Origin of the sequence: Bernardetia sp. ABR2-2B, from assembly GCF_037126435.1 — a bacterium.
In the GTDB taxonomy this organism is placed as follows: Bacteria; Bacteroidota; Bacteroidia; order Cytophagales; family Bernardetiaceae; genus Bernardetia.
The window spans coordinates 3,411,130-3,428,833 of sequence record NZ_CP147020.1; the positions used below are offsets into that span (position 1 = coordinate 3,411,130).

General features: G+C 32.5%; 7 protein-coding genes. 2 read left to right on the forward strand and 5 right to left on the reverse strand.

The window, feature by feature from the left end:
* Window positions 1-29 precede the first annotated feature (29 nt).
* A complete protein-coding gene (locus WAF17_RS14460; RefSeq protein ID WP_338760908.1) occupies window positions 30-2,531 on the reverse strand; it encodes a hypothetical protein in 2,502 nt (833 codons plus the stop codon).
* Between the two features lie 330 nt (window positions 2,532-2,861).
* On the opposite strand from WAF17_RS14460, the gene WAF17_RS14465 reads away from it, so the two are divergent.
* Together WAF17_RS14465 and WAF17_RS14470 are read left to right on the forward strand one after the other, a co-directional pair.
* Window positions 2,862-7,610: an N-acetylmuramoyl-L-alanine amidase gene (locus WAF17_RS14465; protein WP_338760911.1), complete on the forward strand. Its 4,749-nt coding sequence runs from the start codon at window positions 2,862-2,864 to the stop codon at window positions 7,608-7,610.
* 93 nt (window positions 7,611-7,703) lie between these two features.
* Window positions 7,704-9,971, forward strand: a complete 2,268-nt coding sequence (locus tag WAF17_RS14470) for a T9SS type A sorting domain-containing protein (RefSeq protein ID WP_338760914.1) — start codon at window positions 7,704-7,706, stop codon at window positions 9,969-9,971.
* A gap of 521 nt (window positions 9,972-10,492) precedes the next feature.
* On the opposite strand, the gene WAF17_RS14475 is transcribed toward WAF17_RS14470, so the two are convergent.
* From WAF17_RS14475 to lnt, 4 genes are all read right to left on the reverse strand, one after another.
* On the reverse strand, window positions 10,493-14,227 hold the full coding sequence (locus tag WAF17_RS14475; RefSeq protein WP_338760917.1) for a DEAD/DEAH box helicase: 3,735 nt from the start codon (window positions 14,225-14,227) through the stop codon (window positions 10,493-10,495).
* A gap of 520 nt (window positions 14,228-14,747) precedes the next feature.
* Window positions 14,748-15,314: an HD domain-containing protein gene (locus WAF17_RS14480; protein ID WP_338760920.1), complete on the reverse strand. Its 567-nt coding sequence runs from the start codon at window positions 15,312-15,314 to the stop codon at window positions 14,748-14,750.
* 11 nt (window positions 15,315-15,325) lie between these two features.
* A complete protein-coding gene (locus WAF17_RS14485; protein WP_338760924.1) occupies window positions 15,326-15,781 on the reverse strand; it encodes a DUF1569 domain-containing protein in 456 nt (151 codons plus the stop codon).
* Window positions 15,782-15,875: 94 nt separating this feature from the next.
* Entirely contained in the window at window positions 15,876-17,588 is a 1,713-nt protein-coding gene (gene lnt, locus WAF17_RS14490) for an apolipoprotein N-acyltransferase (RefSeq protein WP_338760927.1), read from the reverse strand.
* Window positions 17,589-17,704: the final 116 nt, after the last annotated feature.

Sequence of the window (17,704 nt, forward strand, 5' to 3'; positions counted from 1 at the left end):
AAAGCTAGTGGAAAATCAATATTTATTTTTTAAATAGTTTTTGTGATATAATCTTGATAAGCTACTTCTACATCATCACGACGAGAACGAATTTGAAAATTCACAATAGAGGACTCAAAGTAGTCTGTCAAGATTTTTATTCTATCTTCAACAGAAATTTGTTTATCAGCTTCTTCTCTAATCAATAAAATAGGTAACAATATAAGGTTATGATTTGGGTCTATTCCAGAACCAGTTGCAGAAACAAAATTTCGCACTTCATCTTTTGAAATTCTATCTTCCAAATATAAGCCTATCGTTAGACTTTCTTCTTCTTGATACCACAGCTCAACACTAAATATATCCTCTTTTATACTTTGTCTTTTTACACTTCCTTTATAAGCTTTATTGTTTTTAAAAACAACACTTCCATCAGTAAAAATTTCAAAAAATGCTCTTGTATAATACAATTTTTCTGAACTTTCTACCTCCTCTTGGTATTTTCTCTTAACTGGTTGAGGGTAGTAAGCAACATAATTTCCTAAAAATTTTTTGGGTACTATTTTCTCTCCTAAAAATTCTTTTAATGTATTTGTAGTAGAAATAGCATCTTTAGTTTCAGCGTATAAATCCTTAGGAGAAGTAGTTAAGAAAGAAATTATGTCTAACCCTAAACTACCTGTATCTATATTTAAACCTAAGTTACTACTAATTGCTTCTTGAATAGAAATAATCTTTCTACTTTCTAACATGTTGACATCTTCCAAAATATCTTTACTCTCTTTATACCAAATTTCTGTTTGTGCTACAAACTCATTTTTGTAAGTAGGTCCTGTATATAAACCAATAAATAATTCTATATTTTCTAACTGATTGATAGTAAAAGTAAAAAGTCCCCAAACATCTTGCTCTTCAAAATCAATATTTCTGATGGAACGCACTTGAAAAAAGTTTATTCTTTTCTCTATAAACCCTTCGTGTATACCACTCTTTCCTTGTACATAAGATTTTAGTTTTTTCCCTTCTCTTTTTATACATGCTGAGTTTATATTAATATCGTGGTTTTGATTAGTTTTAGAGTTGCGAGAACGAGAGTAAATTTTGTATGTTCCTTCTAGTTTAGATGTAATCTTACCTTGATTATTACTTTTGACTGGAATACCTAATATTTCAGGTGTGATATTTTCTAACTTTCTATAATCCTTCACTTGTGCATGTATTTCATTTATTCTTTCTTTGGCAACTTCCCAAAAAGAAGAAATATTTTCTAATGCTTTTATTTTTGCTTCTAGTTCTTCCTCTTTTTCGTCAGCTTTTTCTTTTACTAAAACACAAACAAATGAGTCTATTAAACTAGAGTAAGAACCTTGAAGCAGACCTATTAAATGCTCGAATGGTTCTATTTTGTCCCATAGCTTTATAATTAGATGTTGTGGTGTACTTCCCCTTTCTAAATAAAGATAAATACATAATATATTATCATCAGAAACCCCAGCCCAACCGTACATGTTTGTTGTTGTTCTATTGTTACAATACTCTGCTGATAAAAAATTTCTATCATTTAATTTTAAGGTAAGTACAGCATCAGAATAAATTTGATTTTTTTTATTAATATATACTAACCTATATTTACCTTCGATTTTAGAAAGTAATTTTCGCTTAGATTTGTTAATCGGTAAATATTTTTCTACTTCAAAGGTATGTCTAAGCTCTATAAAGCTATCATCAATTTTATCTAAGTAAAGCTTCGATGCTGCATTGTCTAAAAAATAATGAGTTCGGTGTGCTTTATCCCAAAATTGATTATTTTTCTTTAGTATAGTTATATCGTCCTTATCTTCTGTATTTCTTTTGTTTATCAATACTCCGATATGGTGGTATTGAATACTTTGATATTTTCCTAAAAATGAGCCAACCAACAATTCATAGTTCTTTTCAATTCTATGAGGTAGTTTGAAAACTGCATGTTGTTTATAATTATTTTTCTCTGAATAGTTTAATTCTAAATGGTTATCTTCAGTAATTTCTCCTCTTCCTACTAAACTACTGTTCTCCATTCCATCTTCAATATTTCGTTTTAAGACTACATCAAAAACGTCTTTGTCTTTTTTATCTAAAGTGAGAATTAACTCTCTCTCTTCTAATTCCTCATCATAACTATTGTAAAACATAAATGTAAACTCCCCTTCTAATTGTATAGCATTGTGAGAATGTACATAAGCATTTCTATTTTTTTCTTTTAAACTTTTTATTAAAACTTCCCGAAACTCCCCTTCCAAGTAAATTAGCAGATTATTTTCCATGAAGTGTTCATATATTTTTATATGAAGGTCATTAGCATGGTCATACTTTTTCATCTTCTTAGCAGTAGAACAATGTTTTATAAGCATTCCTCTTTCTTTTTGTAACACAGGATATATGTCCATTAGTTTTTTAGTAGGAACATCTGGAGCTGTCTTGAACTCTTCCATTTTATCTTTATACTTTTCTAATTGTTCTTGAAACTTCTGAATCTCATGAGGTGCTGGAATATCACGTGGTGGTTTAGACATAATAAAGTAATTAAAAGGAAATTTTCTGTAAAAAAAGATAGAATTGAGAAAATAAATATAATAAAAAAAGAAGACTACATACATATACTACCTACTTTTTTACAGGAAAAAAAAGACATCAAATTTATTTTCTTTTATTTCTGCTAACTTCTTTTTACAAAAATAGTAGTCTGACCATATTGAAATTAGTGTAACATTGCTTTTAAAATGAAGCAACAAAAAATATAATTTTACTACAGAGTCACTTTCTACTAGTTGAAATTTGATAAAAGCATAAAACTAATCTATCAATTACTTTATTAAATTTTTATGTAAAAATCTACGATTATTATGAATTACAAATCTCGTTTTTTATTAGTTCTGCTTTTACTTTTTGGTGTTTTGCCAAATCTATCAGCACAAACGCTTACATCAGAGTATGAAAACTACTTTGATGAGGCACAAAATGAAACAGGAGTTCCGAAAGAGCTTTTGAAGTATTTTTCTTGGACACAAACACGATTACGACATATCAAAGCCCAAGATTATCAACAACATGGACATGACGAAGCTCCTCAAGCACTCACTCTCTTTGGTTTGTATGCTGATGGTAAAGGCATTTTTCAAAACACACTCTCAGAGGTAGCTCTAGGTTCAAGTTTTACAGAGGAAGAGTTATTAAATTCACCTCAAAAAACTATTTTAGCTACTGCAAAATGGATTGAGCAATACGTTGGAATCCAACTCCAAAATGGATATGGTCTAACAGAAAAAACAGCTTATTTGAATGCTTTGGTTAGTTTGACAGGTATTGATGTTAATGCAAAGGCATCAGCTTATGTTATCGCAATTTTGAAATACGATACGCACAAATTTCTTTCTGAAGGCTTAATGAATCAGCAATTACATATTACTCCTATTTGGAAGGATGTAGAAGTTGAATCTTTACTTTCAGTAAATGAAATTAATTTAGCAAAACAAGAAAATGCTGTATTTAGAGTTGAAGCTGTTGATTATTCTTCGGCAGAGTGGATAGGTTCTCCTAATTTTAGACTAGGAAGAACGCAAACTGTTTCACAGGTCGCTATTCACGTGCCACAAGGTAACTTTAGAAGTGTTCTCTATACGTTTGCTAATGCTGCAAATCAAGTGTCTTATCATTATTTAGTTAGTTCAGATGGTAATAGAGTTGTACAATTTGTTAATGAAGATAATACAGCTTGGCATGTAGGAAGTGCAAATCCTTTTACTATTGGAGTAGGGCATGAAGGCTATGTAGACAACCCTGCTTGGTTTACACAAGCAATGTTTGAACGTTCTGCTGATGTAACAAAGTCAATAGCAGAAAGACATAATATTGACTTGCAAAAATGTTATAACGGAACAGGACTTTATGCACTTTCAGATTGGCAAAGCTATACAGTCTTGGGGCATACTAATTTTCCAGCCAGTATCAACATAAATGGGCATACTGACCCAGGACTACATTGGAATTGGAATACTTATTACAGTCTTTTGAATGAATCAGATATTACTCTTCGTATCCAAGAGCCGATGAAGTTTATGGATTATCAAATTACTTCAAATCATAATACTCCTTATAATATCTGGACGATAGGGCAATCCAAACAGTTTATCATAAGAGTTAAAAATATTACTAGTGCTTTTATCTCTAAATGGCTACAATTGGTAGCTATATCACCTTCTGGAGAAAGATTGGTTGTTTGGAATAATGAAGGAAGAAATGTGAGTTTTTTTGCTGGTCAGACTCGTACCCTTACATTAGATAACAGTACCTTAGTTCATCATGTGACACGTTCAGATGCTGGAGGTTACAAACTTGTATTAGAGGGAGGGAACAACCAAAACGACATTCATGTAGTGGCTTCTCAAGAAAATCAAACTTATAACCCTCATTCAGAAGATGTAGTTATAGAAAACCCATATATTACTATTAGTGAGTCCACTATGAATTACCCTGCTTACTCTAGTTTTCAAAACAGAACTATTGAAGCGAATATGATTGTGACATATCAAGCCTCTGAACCTTGGATTACTTTCACACCTTCTGCACCTAGTATTGGTACTGGATTTTATGCTAGAAATTCATCTACAAGAATCAATGTATCTGAAAATACATCTAGTGTAGAGAGAAGAGGAACTATTACTATTACAGAATTTAGATTGAATGGAATTCCTTCAAGTTATAATTTGCCACAAAGAATAGTAAGAACAATTCCAATTGTACAGGCAGGAGCAGTTCAAAACGACCCTGCCGAAATGCAAATCAGAGATATGCGTTCAGAAAGCAGCACAATTCCTGCAAACGGTATAAACTGGGAAGCATTCATAGATAATCCTGGAGACCAAACAATGGAATGGACAGTATCTACCTATCTAAATAATGCTGGTGTATCAACTGTTGTAAATCCTAGTGGTGGAAATCTTGTAGGAGATGGAACACGAAATCTAAATGTTTGGATTCCAGAAAATACAACTACAAGTAGCCGTGAGTGGAAAATTACCTTTGAAAATCGTGAAGCTGCTCCTTCTGACCCTAATCGCTTTAAAACGTTTATTTATACACAAGAAGGGAGTACGCCTATTCTTACTGCTGCACGTTTGGATGTAAGAAATGCGCCAAATGAGTCTCGTCGTATTGCTGCAAGTGGAGAAAGCTTTACAGGAATTTATATAAATAATATCGGGCAACAGCTTATGGATTGGATTTCTACGACAACTTTAAATGGAACTACTGTTGCTAGTGTTGTAAATCCTTCAAGTGGAACTGATTTGAGGGCAGGTGGCTTTACAGAAGTTGCTTTTGATTTCCCTCCAAACACCACATCTAGTGAAAAAATATGGGAAATTGAAATCGAAAATGAAGATGCTGCACCTAACGATCCAGAAAGGTTCTTTCGTCGTCGTTATATTCAAGAAGCAGAACAGCAAACTAACCTACAGTTCTTTGATGAGAATAATAGAGAAATATTTTCTGATAGTTATACAATAGAATTTGGTAACCTTAATTTAGGGAGTGAAATAGATAAATTTATCACAATTTCAAATCCGAATAGCAATAGTATTACTATACAAAATGCTACTATTGATGGTGTTGGTTTTAGTTTCGTAAATCCTGTTTCTGATATTCCTCTCTCAAATGGAGGTAGCTATCGTTTGATGGTCAAGTTTTCGCCTACAAGAGTTGGTAGTCATTTAGGTATTCTGACAATCAATTATGGTAATGGTTTAGTCTTTACGACAAGTTTAAGTGGAAATGGAACAGAAAATATATCTATCTGTGATACTCCTGTTGATTTTGAAGCATCAAATATAACAGAAAATAGTGCCTTGGTAAGTTGGAATTCAAAGCCTAATGATATGAAATATCTTTACAAATTAGCTAAAGCTAATGAAGACTATTCTGTCTTGGTATCAACTGTGTCTCCTTCATTTGAAAGTCAGAATTTAGAACCAAATACAATGTATAAAGTATCTGTTTCTACAACCTGTCTGAATGGAAGTTCTGAATACTCTGAGGATTTCTTTTTTACAACATTGCCTACTATTACTCCACCAACAAGTGACTTATTTTTGAAAGCAAACAACGTAATCTCTAATCAAAACGAAGTAGAACAGAGTTATACATTAGAAGGAGATAATACACCACTTGCTTCTTATCTTACGTTTAATGTTACTTATACTGGGGTTACTACAATTGAGGTTTTACCTTCTTCATTTGCTATTAGTCACAGAATCAATGAAATAGCTCCTGATGTGTTTGAGCTTAGAGCAGTTGTTTCTAGTAATAATGGTTCTTCTTTTGGTCTGACTTCTGGAGATGAATTATTGAAAGTCCAAGTAACAAGAAGCAGTACAGCCGAAGACTGTATTACAGCAGAGATTACTAGAGTAGCTGCCATTGATCAGGACAGAAATAGACTTGATATAGAATCAATAGACGGAACTATCTGTTTGGCTACTTTAGCAGATGTAACTGTAAGAGTAAAAACGGCTGATAGTAAGCCTGTAAATAATACAAGAGTGATTGTAGATGGACAGATCTACACTACAAATACAGATGGCGAAGTAGTTATCCCTTACTCGGTTGATACAGAATTTTCTGCTCTAGTAGAAAAGGATAATTTCACGATTTCTCATGCTGAATTTGTAGAAATCCTTGATATCGCCATTGCAAACGACTTAGTAATTGCAGATGAGGGAGAATATCCTTCGTATATTCAAATCGCTGGAGATGTAAATCGTGATAATGAAAATTTTTTAGACGATTTAGACAGGATCATCAATGCGTTCTTTGGAGATGAGTTCCCTTGGGGAAATGATACTCCAGATTGGGTATTTACTACCATTGATGCGACTACTAATCCCTTTTCGCCTCGTTATACAGAAGGAATTCCTGCAAGAACAATTACAGAAAATACAACAATTGAAGTAACTGCAATTGCGCTGGGTGATTTAGACTTTGAATATGCTAGACCGACAGATAGAATACAAATGTTGCCTCTTCATGTAGAGCGTAAAGTAGAACAGCTACGAAACGGAGAGTTCAGAGTTTCTTTTATTACTACCAATACAGCTGATGTAGAAATATTTTCTGCTCGTTTTGAGGTAGAAGGTAAAGAGCTTACTTCACAAGTTTTTGATTTGAAACACAGAAGTGGAGAAAACAAACTTACAGTTCTTGGTATGGATGGTAGTGGTAGAGATAAGTTTGTAAATGAAAATACAGTATTACTGTCATTTATTACAAATAATCCAAAAGCCAATATTACTTCTTTTGAATATGTCAATGAAAATAAAATTCCTTATCCAATTTTATTAAAAACAGATTCAGAAGAAGGAGAAGAAATAACTGATGAGATTGTTATTTTCCCCAATCCAAATAAAGGAACATTCTTTATCAATAGTCCAGAAATAGGTTTCGTATCTATTATTGATGCCACAGGACGTACTATTTTTGAAACAGAAATTGAGGTAGGAAAGAATCAAGTTATTCTTCCAAATGCTGCAAAGGGAATGTACAATTTGATTATCAGTTCTCCTTCTTTTTCTACTGTCAAAAAAATAGTGATAGAATAAAAGTTAGTCAGTAAATTCAATAAAAATTAAAGTAGGTGGCATTTTCTGCTGCCTACTTTTTGTAAAAACCTTCTTAACTCTAAATTTAAAACTATGAAATATTTAATTATCTTTTTTCTTATTTGCTTCTGCTCATTTATTTTTGAAGTGAAGGCGCAAAGTTTGATAGGCTCAAATACAGAAAGCATTCCAAATCAAACAGCTACAATAACTTATGTTTTGATAGCAGATGATGTAAAAGGAGGACAAATGGCTATTGACTTTGATGAAAATAAGCTGTCTTTCGTTAATGTTACTTCTACCTTGGACGGTTTTAGATACCGTACTTCTTCTAATAAAATTACGCTTTTGTGGATAACCACCACTGCAAGTGATTTTGAAAATGAAACTGTCATATCTATAGATTTCCAAGTAAAATCTTCTGTAAGTACAGGAAGTAGAATTGATTTGCCTTTCTCTGCTAGTCCTATTACATCTTTGGTTCGTTCTGATAACTCTAGAGTTACTCCTAGTTTGACAGCAGCTTATATTGATGTGATTTCTGCTACTGATATTCAAAACCTAACTACTTTATCTTTATATAATTCTCTACAAACAGCCACTGACGAAGCAAACCCAGATGATATTTTAAAGATATTAACTTATCGTAATTATGATGAAAATGTAGTCATTGATAAAAGTTTGACATTCACTTCTGATGCAACTTCATACAGCCAAATAGAAATAAATCAAATCAAAATAAATAATGGAAACAAGCTTACAATTGCAGGGAAAATGAGTGTTTCAGAATTGGTGCATTTAGAAACAACTGGACAAATTAAAGTAAATTCAAACACAGACTTCGCCTTACGTTCCACTTCAGAAAAAACAGCTATGGTAATAAATGAATCTGAAACAAATACAATCGAAGGCAATGTAATCATGGAAAGGTATTTACCAACTCCTTCTACTATTCCTAACTCTAATAATATTGGTTTTGATGGGAAAAGTTATCGTTTGTTGTCTTCTCCTTTTTCAGATGCCACAATTAGTCAGTTTGCACCTTTTATGAATTTGGTTCTGAACACAACTTATAATACAGCTTCCGAACCTGCTTATGTACGTCCATACCCAACTTTTTTTCAATATGATGAGACAAATGCAGGAAGAAAAACAAGTCAGTTTTACGGGAATTTTATTTCCAATTATAAAGTTCCAACTAATAATTCAAGTGCTTTTTTAGAAGTTGGAAAAGGGTATCAAGCAAATATTACTACTTCTCAAACATTAAAATTCAATGGAACTCTAAATAATGGGACTCAAACTCTAACCATTACAAATAGTGGAGGAGCAGAAATTATGGCTCTTAATCAAGATGGTTTTAATTTGGTAGGAAATCCATTTCCTTCGCCTTTAGATTGGGAAAAAGTAATTAGTAATTCAGGAAACAGCAATGTTTCGAACACTATTTACTATGATATTCCGACAAGTCAATATGAAGGTACTTTTGCATATTATGTGGCAGGAACTGGCGTTAGTATTAATGGAGGGACGAAAGATATTGCTGCTGGACAAGGTTTTTTTGTACAAGCAACTGCACCAATAGGAACGCTAGTGTTCAAGAATGAAAATCGTCCGACAGTGTATCAAGATGTTCGTTTTTTTAAAACAAAGCAAACAAAAAATCTAAAAGAAGGTGTTGTCAAATTATCTATTTCTAAAGATGGAAAAAAAGATGAGACAGCAATTTATTTTATAGAAGGAGCAACTCAAAACTTCGATTGGAAGTATGATGCTATTAAGATTCATAAAGCGAATAGTAATTTTTCTACACTTTATTCCTATGATAATAAAGGCAAAAGTTTTGCAATTAATGGACTTGACTTTTTTGATAAAAACATAACTATTCCTTTAGCTATCAATGTTATTGAAGCTGGAGTACATACAATTAGTGTAGAGGAAATAAAATATTTTCATTCATTGAGTGAGTTATACCTTTATGATTCGCTTACCCAAACACTTCACGACTTAAAGCAAAGCAAGGAGTATGAATTTGTAGCTGAAAAAGCAAATAATGCAAAGCGATTTACACTTCTTTTCAAAAAACCTGCAAATTTGGATTTTTATGAAATGAATAAATTGAATGTTTATCCGAATCCTTCTCAAGAATTTGTGTCTTTTAGTATCCAAAATAGAAATCAAGGAAAGCAAGTTGTTTCTTTGTATAATACTTTAGGTTTTGTCGTCTATCAAGAAGTTTTTGATAAAGAAGAGGCATTTTTGGAAGGAAAAATAGATTTAAAAAACTTTCCAAAAGGAATCTATATTATGGAATTGAAAAGTAATGAGCAACGTATTACAAAAAAACTTATCAGAAACTAAATTAAAGATTATCACGGTTGATTCTTCATGTGCCTTCGTTTCCCCAGAAAAGAATCATTGTATTGCTTGAACCACCAAATACGGCTATTCAGTTCAGTGGAACTGAAGATACAAATACTTCTTACAAAATCAACCGTGATAAGGTTTATTATATACAAAAATCCTAAGAACTTTCTAAAAACTCTTAGGGTAGGGTGTTTAGAGTTTGCTTATTTTTTCACTCACTTTTGTAATGAAGTTTAGCTGCATCGCAGCGTTCTATTTGTAGAAAAAATAAGGCTAAACATATAAAAAGCTACGTAGCTGCGCTCTATTGAAACTTGGAAATATATGTTAAAAATAGCAATAGGACGCAGCTACGCAGCTTACAATATCATTTTGTTTCTTCTTTGACTACAAATAGGTAGCAGCTACGCAGCTAGAAATACGGTCAAATTTTATATTTTTCTGAATTAAAAAAACATAAAATTGAATGAAGAAATTTGAAAATTCTGAACACCCTACTCTTAGGGTTTAATGCTTTACAAATCCTTCAAAGAAAAAAGCTCATTTAGTTCTCCAGTATTCATTTCGGTTATCCAAGCGTTGTTTGTCGTGATTGCCATATCTGCAATTTCTTTTTTAGACTGTAAAAGCTCATTTATTTTTTCTTCTAGCGTTCCTTTGGTTATCATTCTGTGTACCAAAACATTATTTTTTTGCCCAATTCTATACGCTCTATCTGTGGCTTGTGCTTCTACGGCAGGATTCCACCACAAATCAAAATGAATGACATGACTTGCAGCAGTTAAGTTTAAACCAGTTCCTCCAGCCTTCAACGACAAAATCATAAAAGGACAATGCTCTTCATTTTGGAAAACTTCAACGGCTTCATCTCGTCCTTTTCGTGTTAAGCCTCCATGTAAAAAGGGAACTTGTGTATGAAAAGTAGCTTGTAGAAAGTCCTTCAAAAGCTCTCCCATTTTGGTATATTGTGTAAAAATCAAAACCTTTTCTTCAGCTTCATAAATCTGTTTTACAATTTCTAAAAATAGCTTGGTTTTGCCTGAATCGCTTACTTTCATGGTGCTTTCCTTCAAAAAATGCGACGGATGATTACAAATTTGTTTGAGCTGCATCATCAGTTTCAAAATAACTCCTCTTCTTTTTATTCCTTGAAACTCTTCTACTACTTTCATTCCTTCACGAAGCGTAGTTTCGTAAAGCAAAGTTTGTTCTTTTGTAAGGCTACAAATTTGGTCTTTTTCTATCTTTTCTGGCAAATCATCAATGATACTTTTATCTGTTTTGAGCCTTCGCATAATGAAAGGAGCAGTCATTTTTTTGAAAATATCAGAACGATGTTCGTCTCTATCTCTTTCTATTGGAATGGAAAAATTAGTTCTAAACTTCGATAAAACATCCAAATAATTTTCATTCACAAAATCAAAAATAGACCAATATTCACTCAAACGATTCTCCACAGGCGTACCCGAAAGGGCAATTTTACGAGGGCTTTGTAGCATTTTGATAGCTTCTGTCTGTCCAGCAGCAGGATTTTTAATAGCTTGTGCTTCATCAATGACCACACATGCCCACTCACGCTCTGCAAAACGTTTGTCTTCGCTTCTGACTGTTCCATAAGTAGTGAGCCAAACATCTGGCTTAAAACTATCTTTCTCATTATCCTTACTTTCTAGCCATTTTCGTTTTGCTCCGTGATAAATGTAAAAAGAGAGCGAAGGCGCAAATTTTTCAATTTCTCGCTGCCAGTTGCTCAAAAGTGTTGTAGGAAGGACAGCCAAAGCAGGTTCATTATTTTTTCCTCCCAACTGATTTTCTTCTTTCAGTTTTAATAAAAAAGTAATGGTTTGTAGCGTCTTTCCAAGTCCCATATCATCAGCCAAAATAGAACCCAAACCTAGTTTTGCATTTTGATACAACCATTCATAACCGACTTGTTGATACGGACGTAAAGTAGCTTTTAAGTTTTGAGGCGTTTCTATTTTTGGAGCTTCTTTTAGTTCTTGCAATAGCGTTCTTACTTTTTCGCTCAAATCAACTTTTGTTCCTTGATACTCTTCTGTAAGTGCTGTTTGGAGTAGTTCGGCGTTGGAGAGTTTCTTTTTTTTCTTCTTTAATTGTTCTACAATCAGTGCAATTTCTTTTTCATCTAATAAAACATACTGGTCTTTAAATCGCCACAAACCAGCTTTTTGAGCTATCATTTTTTCAAAATCGGCTGCCGAAATTTTATCTTCTCCCATCGCTACTTCCCAATCAAACTCCCAAACACTTCCTAACTTCAAGAATGATTCTTCTTTTTTGTTTTTAGAATTAATAGTCGCTTTTAATTTTGGTCTGACTATTTTTTCAAGTCGTTTTGGTAATAATATCTTTATTCCCAAAATCTGTAAAATAGGAAAAATTTCTGTCAGTATTTTACTCAATCTCTCTGCTTCAATTTGTTTCGAAATCTGTCCTTGTGATTCTATTATGTCTCTAATCTCGCCCAAAAAATCAGACAAAATTTGTAAATCTTGTACAATTGGCAAACGTACATCTTCAAAAGAATCATCTTCAAAAATTACGGCAAGGGGAATATGTGGGGTTTCGTTTTCTTCGTGTTTGTGGCTTCTCTCTTTATCTTCAATCAGAACTTCTAAAGAAAACGTCTCATCAGCTTCTTGATAATCGCTGTATTCATTTATACTTTCCTCGTCTGGGTCGCCTTCTTCAAAATTTTCTTGAATAGACAGAATGGGAACATATTTCCGTTCAGACAACAAGAATTTGCCGAGCCAAGCACGAATCAAATGAGGCATATCTTTTTCTTGATAGCCTGTAAAATTCATTGCCAAATTCATAAAAAAGATACTTTCAACCTTCATGTTGAGTGAAGAAAGTCGTTTTTTGTAACGTGTCTTTATCCAAGATTCTTCAATATAAAACTGCAAAATCATTCCCAAAATAGTGAGAGTAGATTCTGTTTGGTCAGAATAATGAGGTTCTATCTTTGCCTTTGTTTTTTCCTTATTTTTTGCTTTTAACCCCACATTTACTGTCCTAATATCAAGCGTTTCAGAGATTTGATTTAGAATTTCTTTACTATTTGGATTTAAAATAGCAGGTTGCCAACGAATAAAAACTTCATTTTTTTGATTACTGAAAATTGTCGGAACAACAGCTCCACGCTCCAAAAGTGCAAGGGCAAACTGATGAATTTTGAATAAAACCTGCAACTGCTCCGAAAGGCGTTTTATTTCCGTTGTGGGAAGCGTGTAAAATAAATCTAACAAAAAACCAAAACCGTTATCAATCTTTGTCTTGATTAGTTTTCGCTTTTGTTTGGTTACCTTAAATGTATTTCGGAGTTTGTAGGAAGCATCAAACGTAAACTCAAAACGTTCTATTTCATAATAATTCTTATCATCTTTTTTCTTTTGAGATTGATTTCTAGCATAAAACTCTTCATTATATTTTCTATCTTCTTCTCTTTCTTCTTCCGTTTCATAATCTTTCCAATATTCATCTATCGTTTTTGGTAATTTTTGATAGGTAGTTTGAAGAATGCTTTTAAAGTCTTCTTTTTCAAAAAATGGAGGATTCGGTGAAAGAAGTTGTAGTAAAGTCTGTTGAAGGTCTGGAATTTGAGCAAAAGAAATATCTAAACTCTCTATTTCTTTTGGTTCTGGAAGTTCTTGTATTTCATCTAATAAAAACCATTTATCTTCCCATTTTGGCATAGAAGCCATTTTTTGTTTTTGGGCATTATCTTCAATATAAGAAAGCAAATCAAAATCGTGCAACAAGAAAATCAAGAAGGGATTAGCATCAATTTCTTCTGAAAAAGAATAAATAACAGCTGCAATGTGTTTGCAAGGCATTGCAAAATCTGGACACGAACAACCAGCCCTAAAGTCTCGCCAACGCTTAGGAAAAAGATGAATATCTTCTTGTTCTAATACATTAAAAAGTTCTTTTGGTAATTGTCTTTGAGTGAGTTGTTGCCAAAGTTCAGGCTTTTTTTGTAATGTTTCTAGGATAATTTTTTTATCCATCTCATCAAATTCCTTCATTTCTACATACGTAGAGTAAGGCGAAGATTTGCTTCCTTTTACCTTTGCTTCTATGGCTGTTCCTCTTATTTGCTTTTTGGAAATCGAACCATTTCTAGCATACGTTTTTCCTCTCGTAAGTCTGCCTGTATCATCTATATCTGTGAAGGCTTCTAACCATTTTTGTCCCCACCACGTTTTGCCAAATCCTTTTGCCATTTTTTATACGGTCTTTTTTTAATTGCTATTCTAGTTTGCAAAATTACAATTTTTTACTCTGAAATGATAATTTTTTCAGAATGGGGATATAGGACTTTCAAAATGGAATACTTATCTGATTTATTTCGAAACAAAAGGATAGGATATTTTTTTTATAAAAAGATAAACACGGCTTTAAAAGCTGTTAGGGTTGTTTTTTGATAAAAAATAAGAGTGGTTTAGAAATAATTTTTACAAAAATGAAGTTGGCAAGTCTATTGAAATAAGTAAGTCATAATACAGATAAAATAAAAGCTCTAAAAGTAGCTCTCATTTGTTTTGGTAGAGGAAGGACTTCAAAGCGAATTATTTTTTAAAAGAAACTTTATTTTTAAGAATTTATATTTTAACTGTAAAATAAGAATAGAAATAGCAGGTTAAGTTTGTGGCGCAAGTCTATTTTTTTCAAACCCCTATTTTTAGCATTTCTATGTAGATAAAAAGACCCTTTTTCTATTCATTTAGAAGAAGGGTTTCTTTTTTAAACAAAAAACTGTTCATAATTTTCTATTTTTTCTTCTAATCGTTTGGTTAAATAAGGATTTGCTTGTCTTAGCTTTTCCAAAATAAGTTTAGCTTCCTTTTGGTATTTTTTTTTCTTTTCTAAATTCCAATAATGAGGTGGCTCTTTGAGGTTTACAATTCGGTCAGCTAGTTTTACAAACTGTACTTCTATTGGCTGTCTTGATAATTTTTCCAAACTATCATTCATTTGTTGTTCCTTTGGTAGTTTTTCATTTTTTGTCATTGCCCAAACGCCATTTTTTACTTCTTCTCCAAATTGCTTCTCTATTTCTTCTAAAGTAACTGAAGTATCTTCAACTGTATCGTGAAGAATAGCAACCAATACACCCAAATCTTGATTAAGGTTTTTATCAGTTGTATTCTTGAGTGTTTCTTGAAAAGCAGATAAGGTTTCTGTCATTACTTCTGTGATATGAAGAAAATAAGGAAATTCTATATTCGGTACAGAAGAACTCATTTTTTGTCCTTCGTGTGCCTTACAAGCAAAATATAAAGCCTCTCTATACAAATCGGTATTGTTCATAAACTTTAAAATCAAACATTAAATTGAGATAAATGATGGTCAAGATGCTTGTAAAACATATTATTCCATTCTTTTTTAGATAGTTTTCCAAAAGAGTGAGACTCTTTGTTGTCAAAATAGTTTTCTCCCAATTCTTGTGTTTTTTGGAGATACTCTATCAAACGTTTTTTTTCTATTTCAAAAGTTCGCTTATCTTTTATAATGAATTGAGGTGCTGTTTGTCCGTTTTTAGGAAACGGATTTTCACTAACAACTTTGTTTTTCACAAAAGATTTTAAAATAAATTTTACAAACAGATTTGGTTTTTTGTGCTTTCCTTCTTCATAGACCATTTCATAAGCGATGTTACAGTGAGCAAGCATTTTTTCTACACTCATCGTTCCCCAAAGAGGTTGTGTTTCTGGAGTTAGTTTTTCTATTCGGTGAATAATTTGGTCAGTAACGCTTTTTTCAAAAATATTCTTCATTAGGTTTTTATTGAGGTTTTCTTTAGAACTCTTTTCCCACGATTAAAATCGTGGGTTTTGTTTAATTCTGCTTACTTGTCGGTAGTAACTATGTTTACTTATTTCGTAATTTTCTAACAAGAGCAGAGATAAAAAACAAAATAGCTAAAAATCCTGCAAGTCTGCCTAAATAATCTCCGTGAAGGGTGTAAAAAGTAATTTCATTGTTCAGTTTTACTTTATGTTTTAAAGCTGCTTGTTCTCCGTAGTTGCTTTTCGAAATAGTTTTTCCTCTTTGGTCTATAAAGCCAGAAATTCCTGTATTTGCTGCCCGTGCTACACTACGTCGTGTTTCTATGGCACGTAAAGCTGAAAGTCCCCAAAGCTGACGAGGTGCAGGTGTATTTCCCCACCAGCCTTCATTTGTAGGAACGACAATTACATTTGCGCCATTTTGAGCATATTCTGTGCAAAACTCGCCATAAACAGCCTCCCAGCATATTACAGGAGCTACTTTTGCCTCTGAATTTGGCGATTCGAAAACGCTTCGGTAGTCTTGCGTTCCCAATGTTCCCATAATATCTACAAAAACTAAGGAAGCACTTTGGTTAGGCAGAACCATTTTGATAGGATTAGTTTCTGCTCCGATAACAAGTTTTGATTTATGATAAAATGAAACTGAATCTTCTATAGAAGGAACAAACTGTACTGCCGAATTATACATATCATAATACGAATCTCCTCCTTTAGATTTTCGTGCTGTTTTCGGAACAGTATCATTTCCTGTGTAAAATTTATAGGTATCTGCCCCTGAAATAAGAATTAGGTTATTTTCCCTACAAAAATTAAAAATAGGTTCTAAATCAAGCTGATTTGTATAATTATATTCAGTAGAATTTTTATGAAAAGCTGTTTCAGGCAAAATAACATACTTTGTAGAATCTGTAATTATACTTTTAGCTAAATCGATATATCTCTGAATTTGATTTTGAAAAGGAATATGATTGGTAGAAGGTTCGCCTGTTTTTGGATTATTAGCAAATTTTTCAGAATAACAATCTAAGTTGGGTTGAATGACAGCTATTTCTACTGTTTTTTGATTATCGTCTAGTATATTCTCATCATAAACCGAATAAAGTCCGTAAGAAAAACCTATCGGAACTAATATCCAAACTAAAAAAGCACCTACTTTTATTTCTGATTTTATGAAAACGTGATATGCCAAAATATTTGCCAAAAGCACCCAAAGTGTTCCCCCAAATGCTCCTGTATATTCGTACCATTGTACCCACTGAGGAACTTCGCCAAATGCATTTCCGATATTCATCCAAGGATAAGACAAAACCCAATTGAGATGAACGTATTCGAAAAATAACCAACACGAAACAAAGGATAGGTAATTGATAAAGCCAACTGAAAAACGCCTTGTAAAAATATAAAAGACAATAGGCAAGAGTTGTAGAAGAGCATTTAATAAAAATATACCTATTACAGCAAAACTCATTGCATTCCAAAGCCACCAATAAACACCAGCATTCCAAATCACAAAATAAACCCAAATAAAAAAACATAGACGAGTAAAGTATTTTTTCTTTTTTATTACTGTGTCAGTATTTTTTTGCTGTTTTTTGCTCTGAATTTCATTTTTATTGAAGTAAAACTCTATAAGTTCTATCAAAGGAACAAACCCCACAAAAAGCAAAGGCGAAAAAGGAAAGTACCAACCCAGAGCCATCAAAACACCTCCCAAAACAGAAAGAGAAAGTGCATAATATTTCTTTTGACGATATTCTTCTAAATGAGCCTGAAAAGATAAAAGTGAAGACATTCTATACTAATGAAGAGTGGAAAATTAAAAATGTAGAATTGAAATTATAACAAAGTTAATTAAAGCAAGTCAAAATTAGATAAATTGTTTTTTAATGCAGAATTTGATAGCTTTCT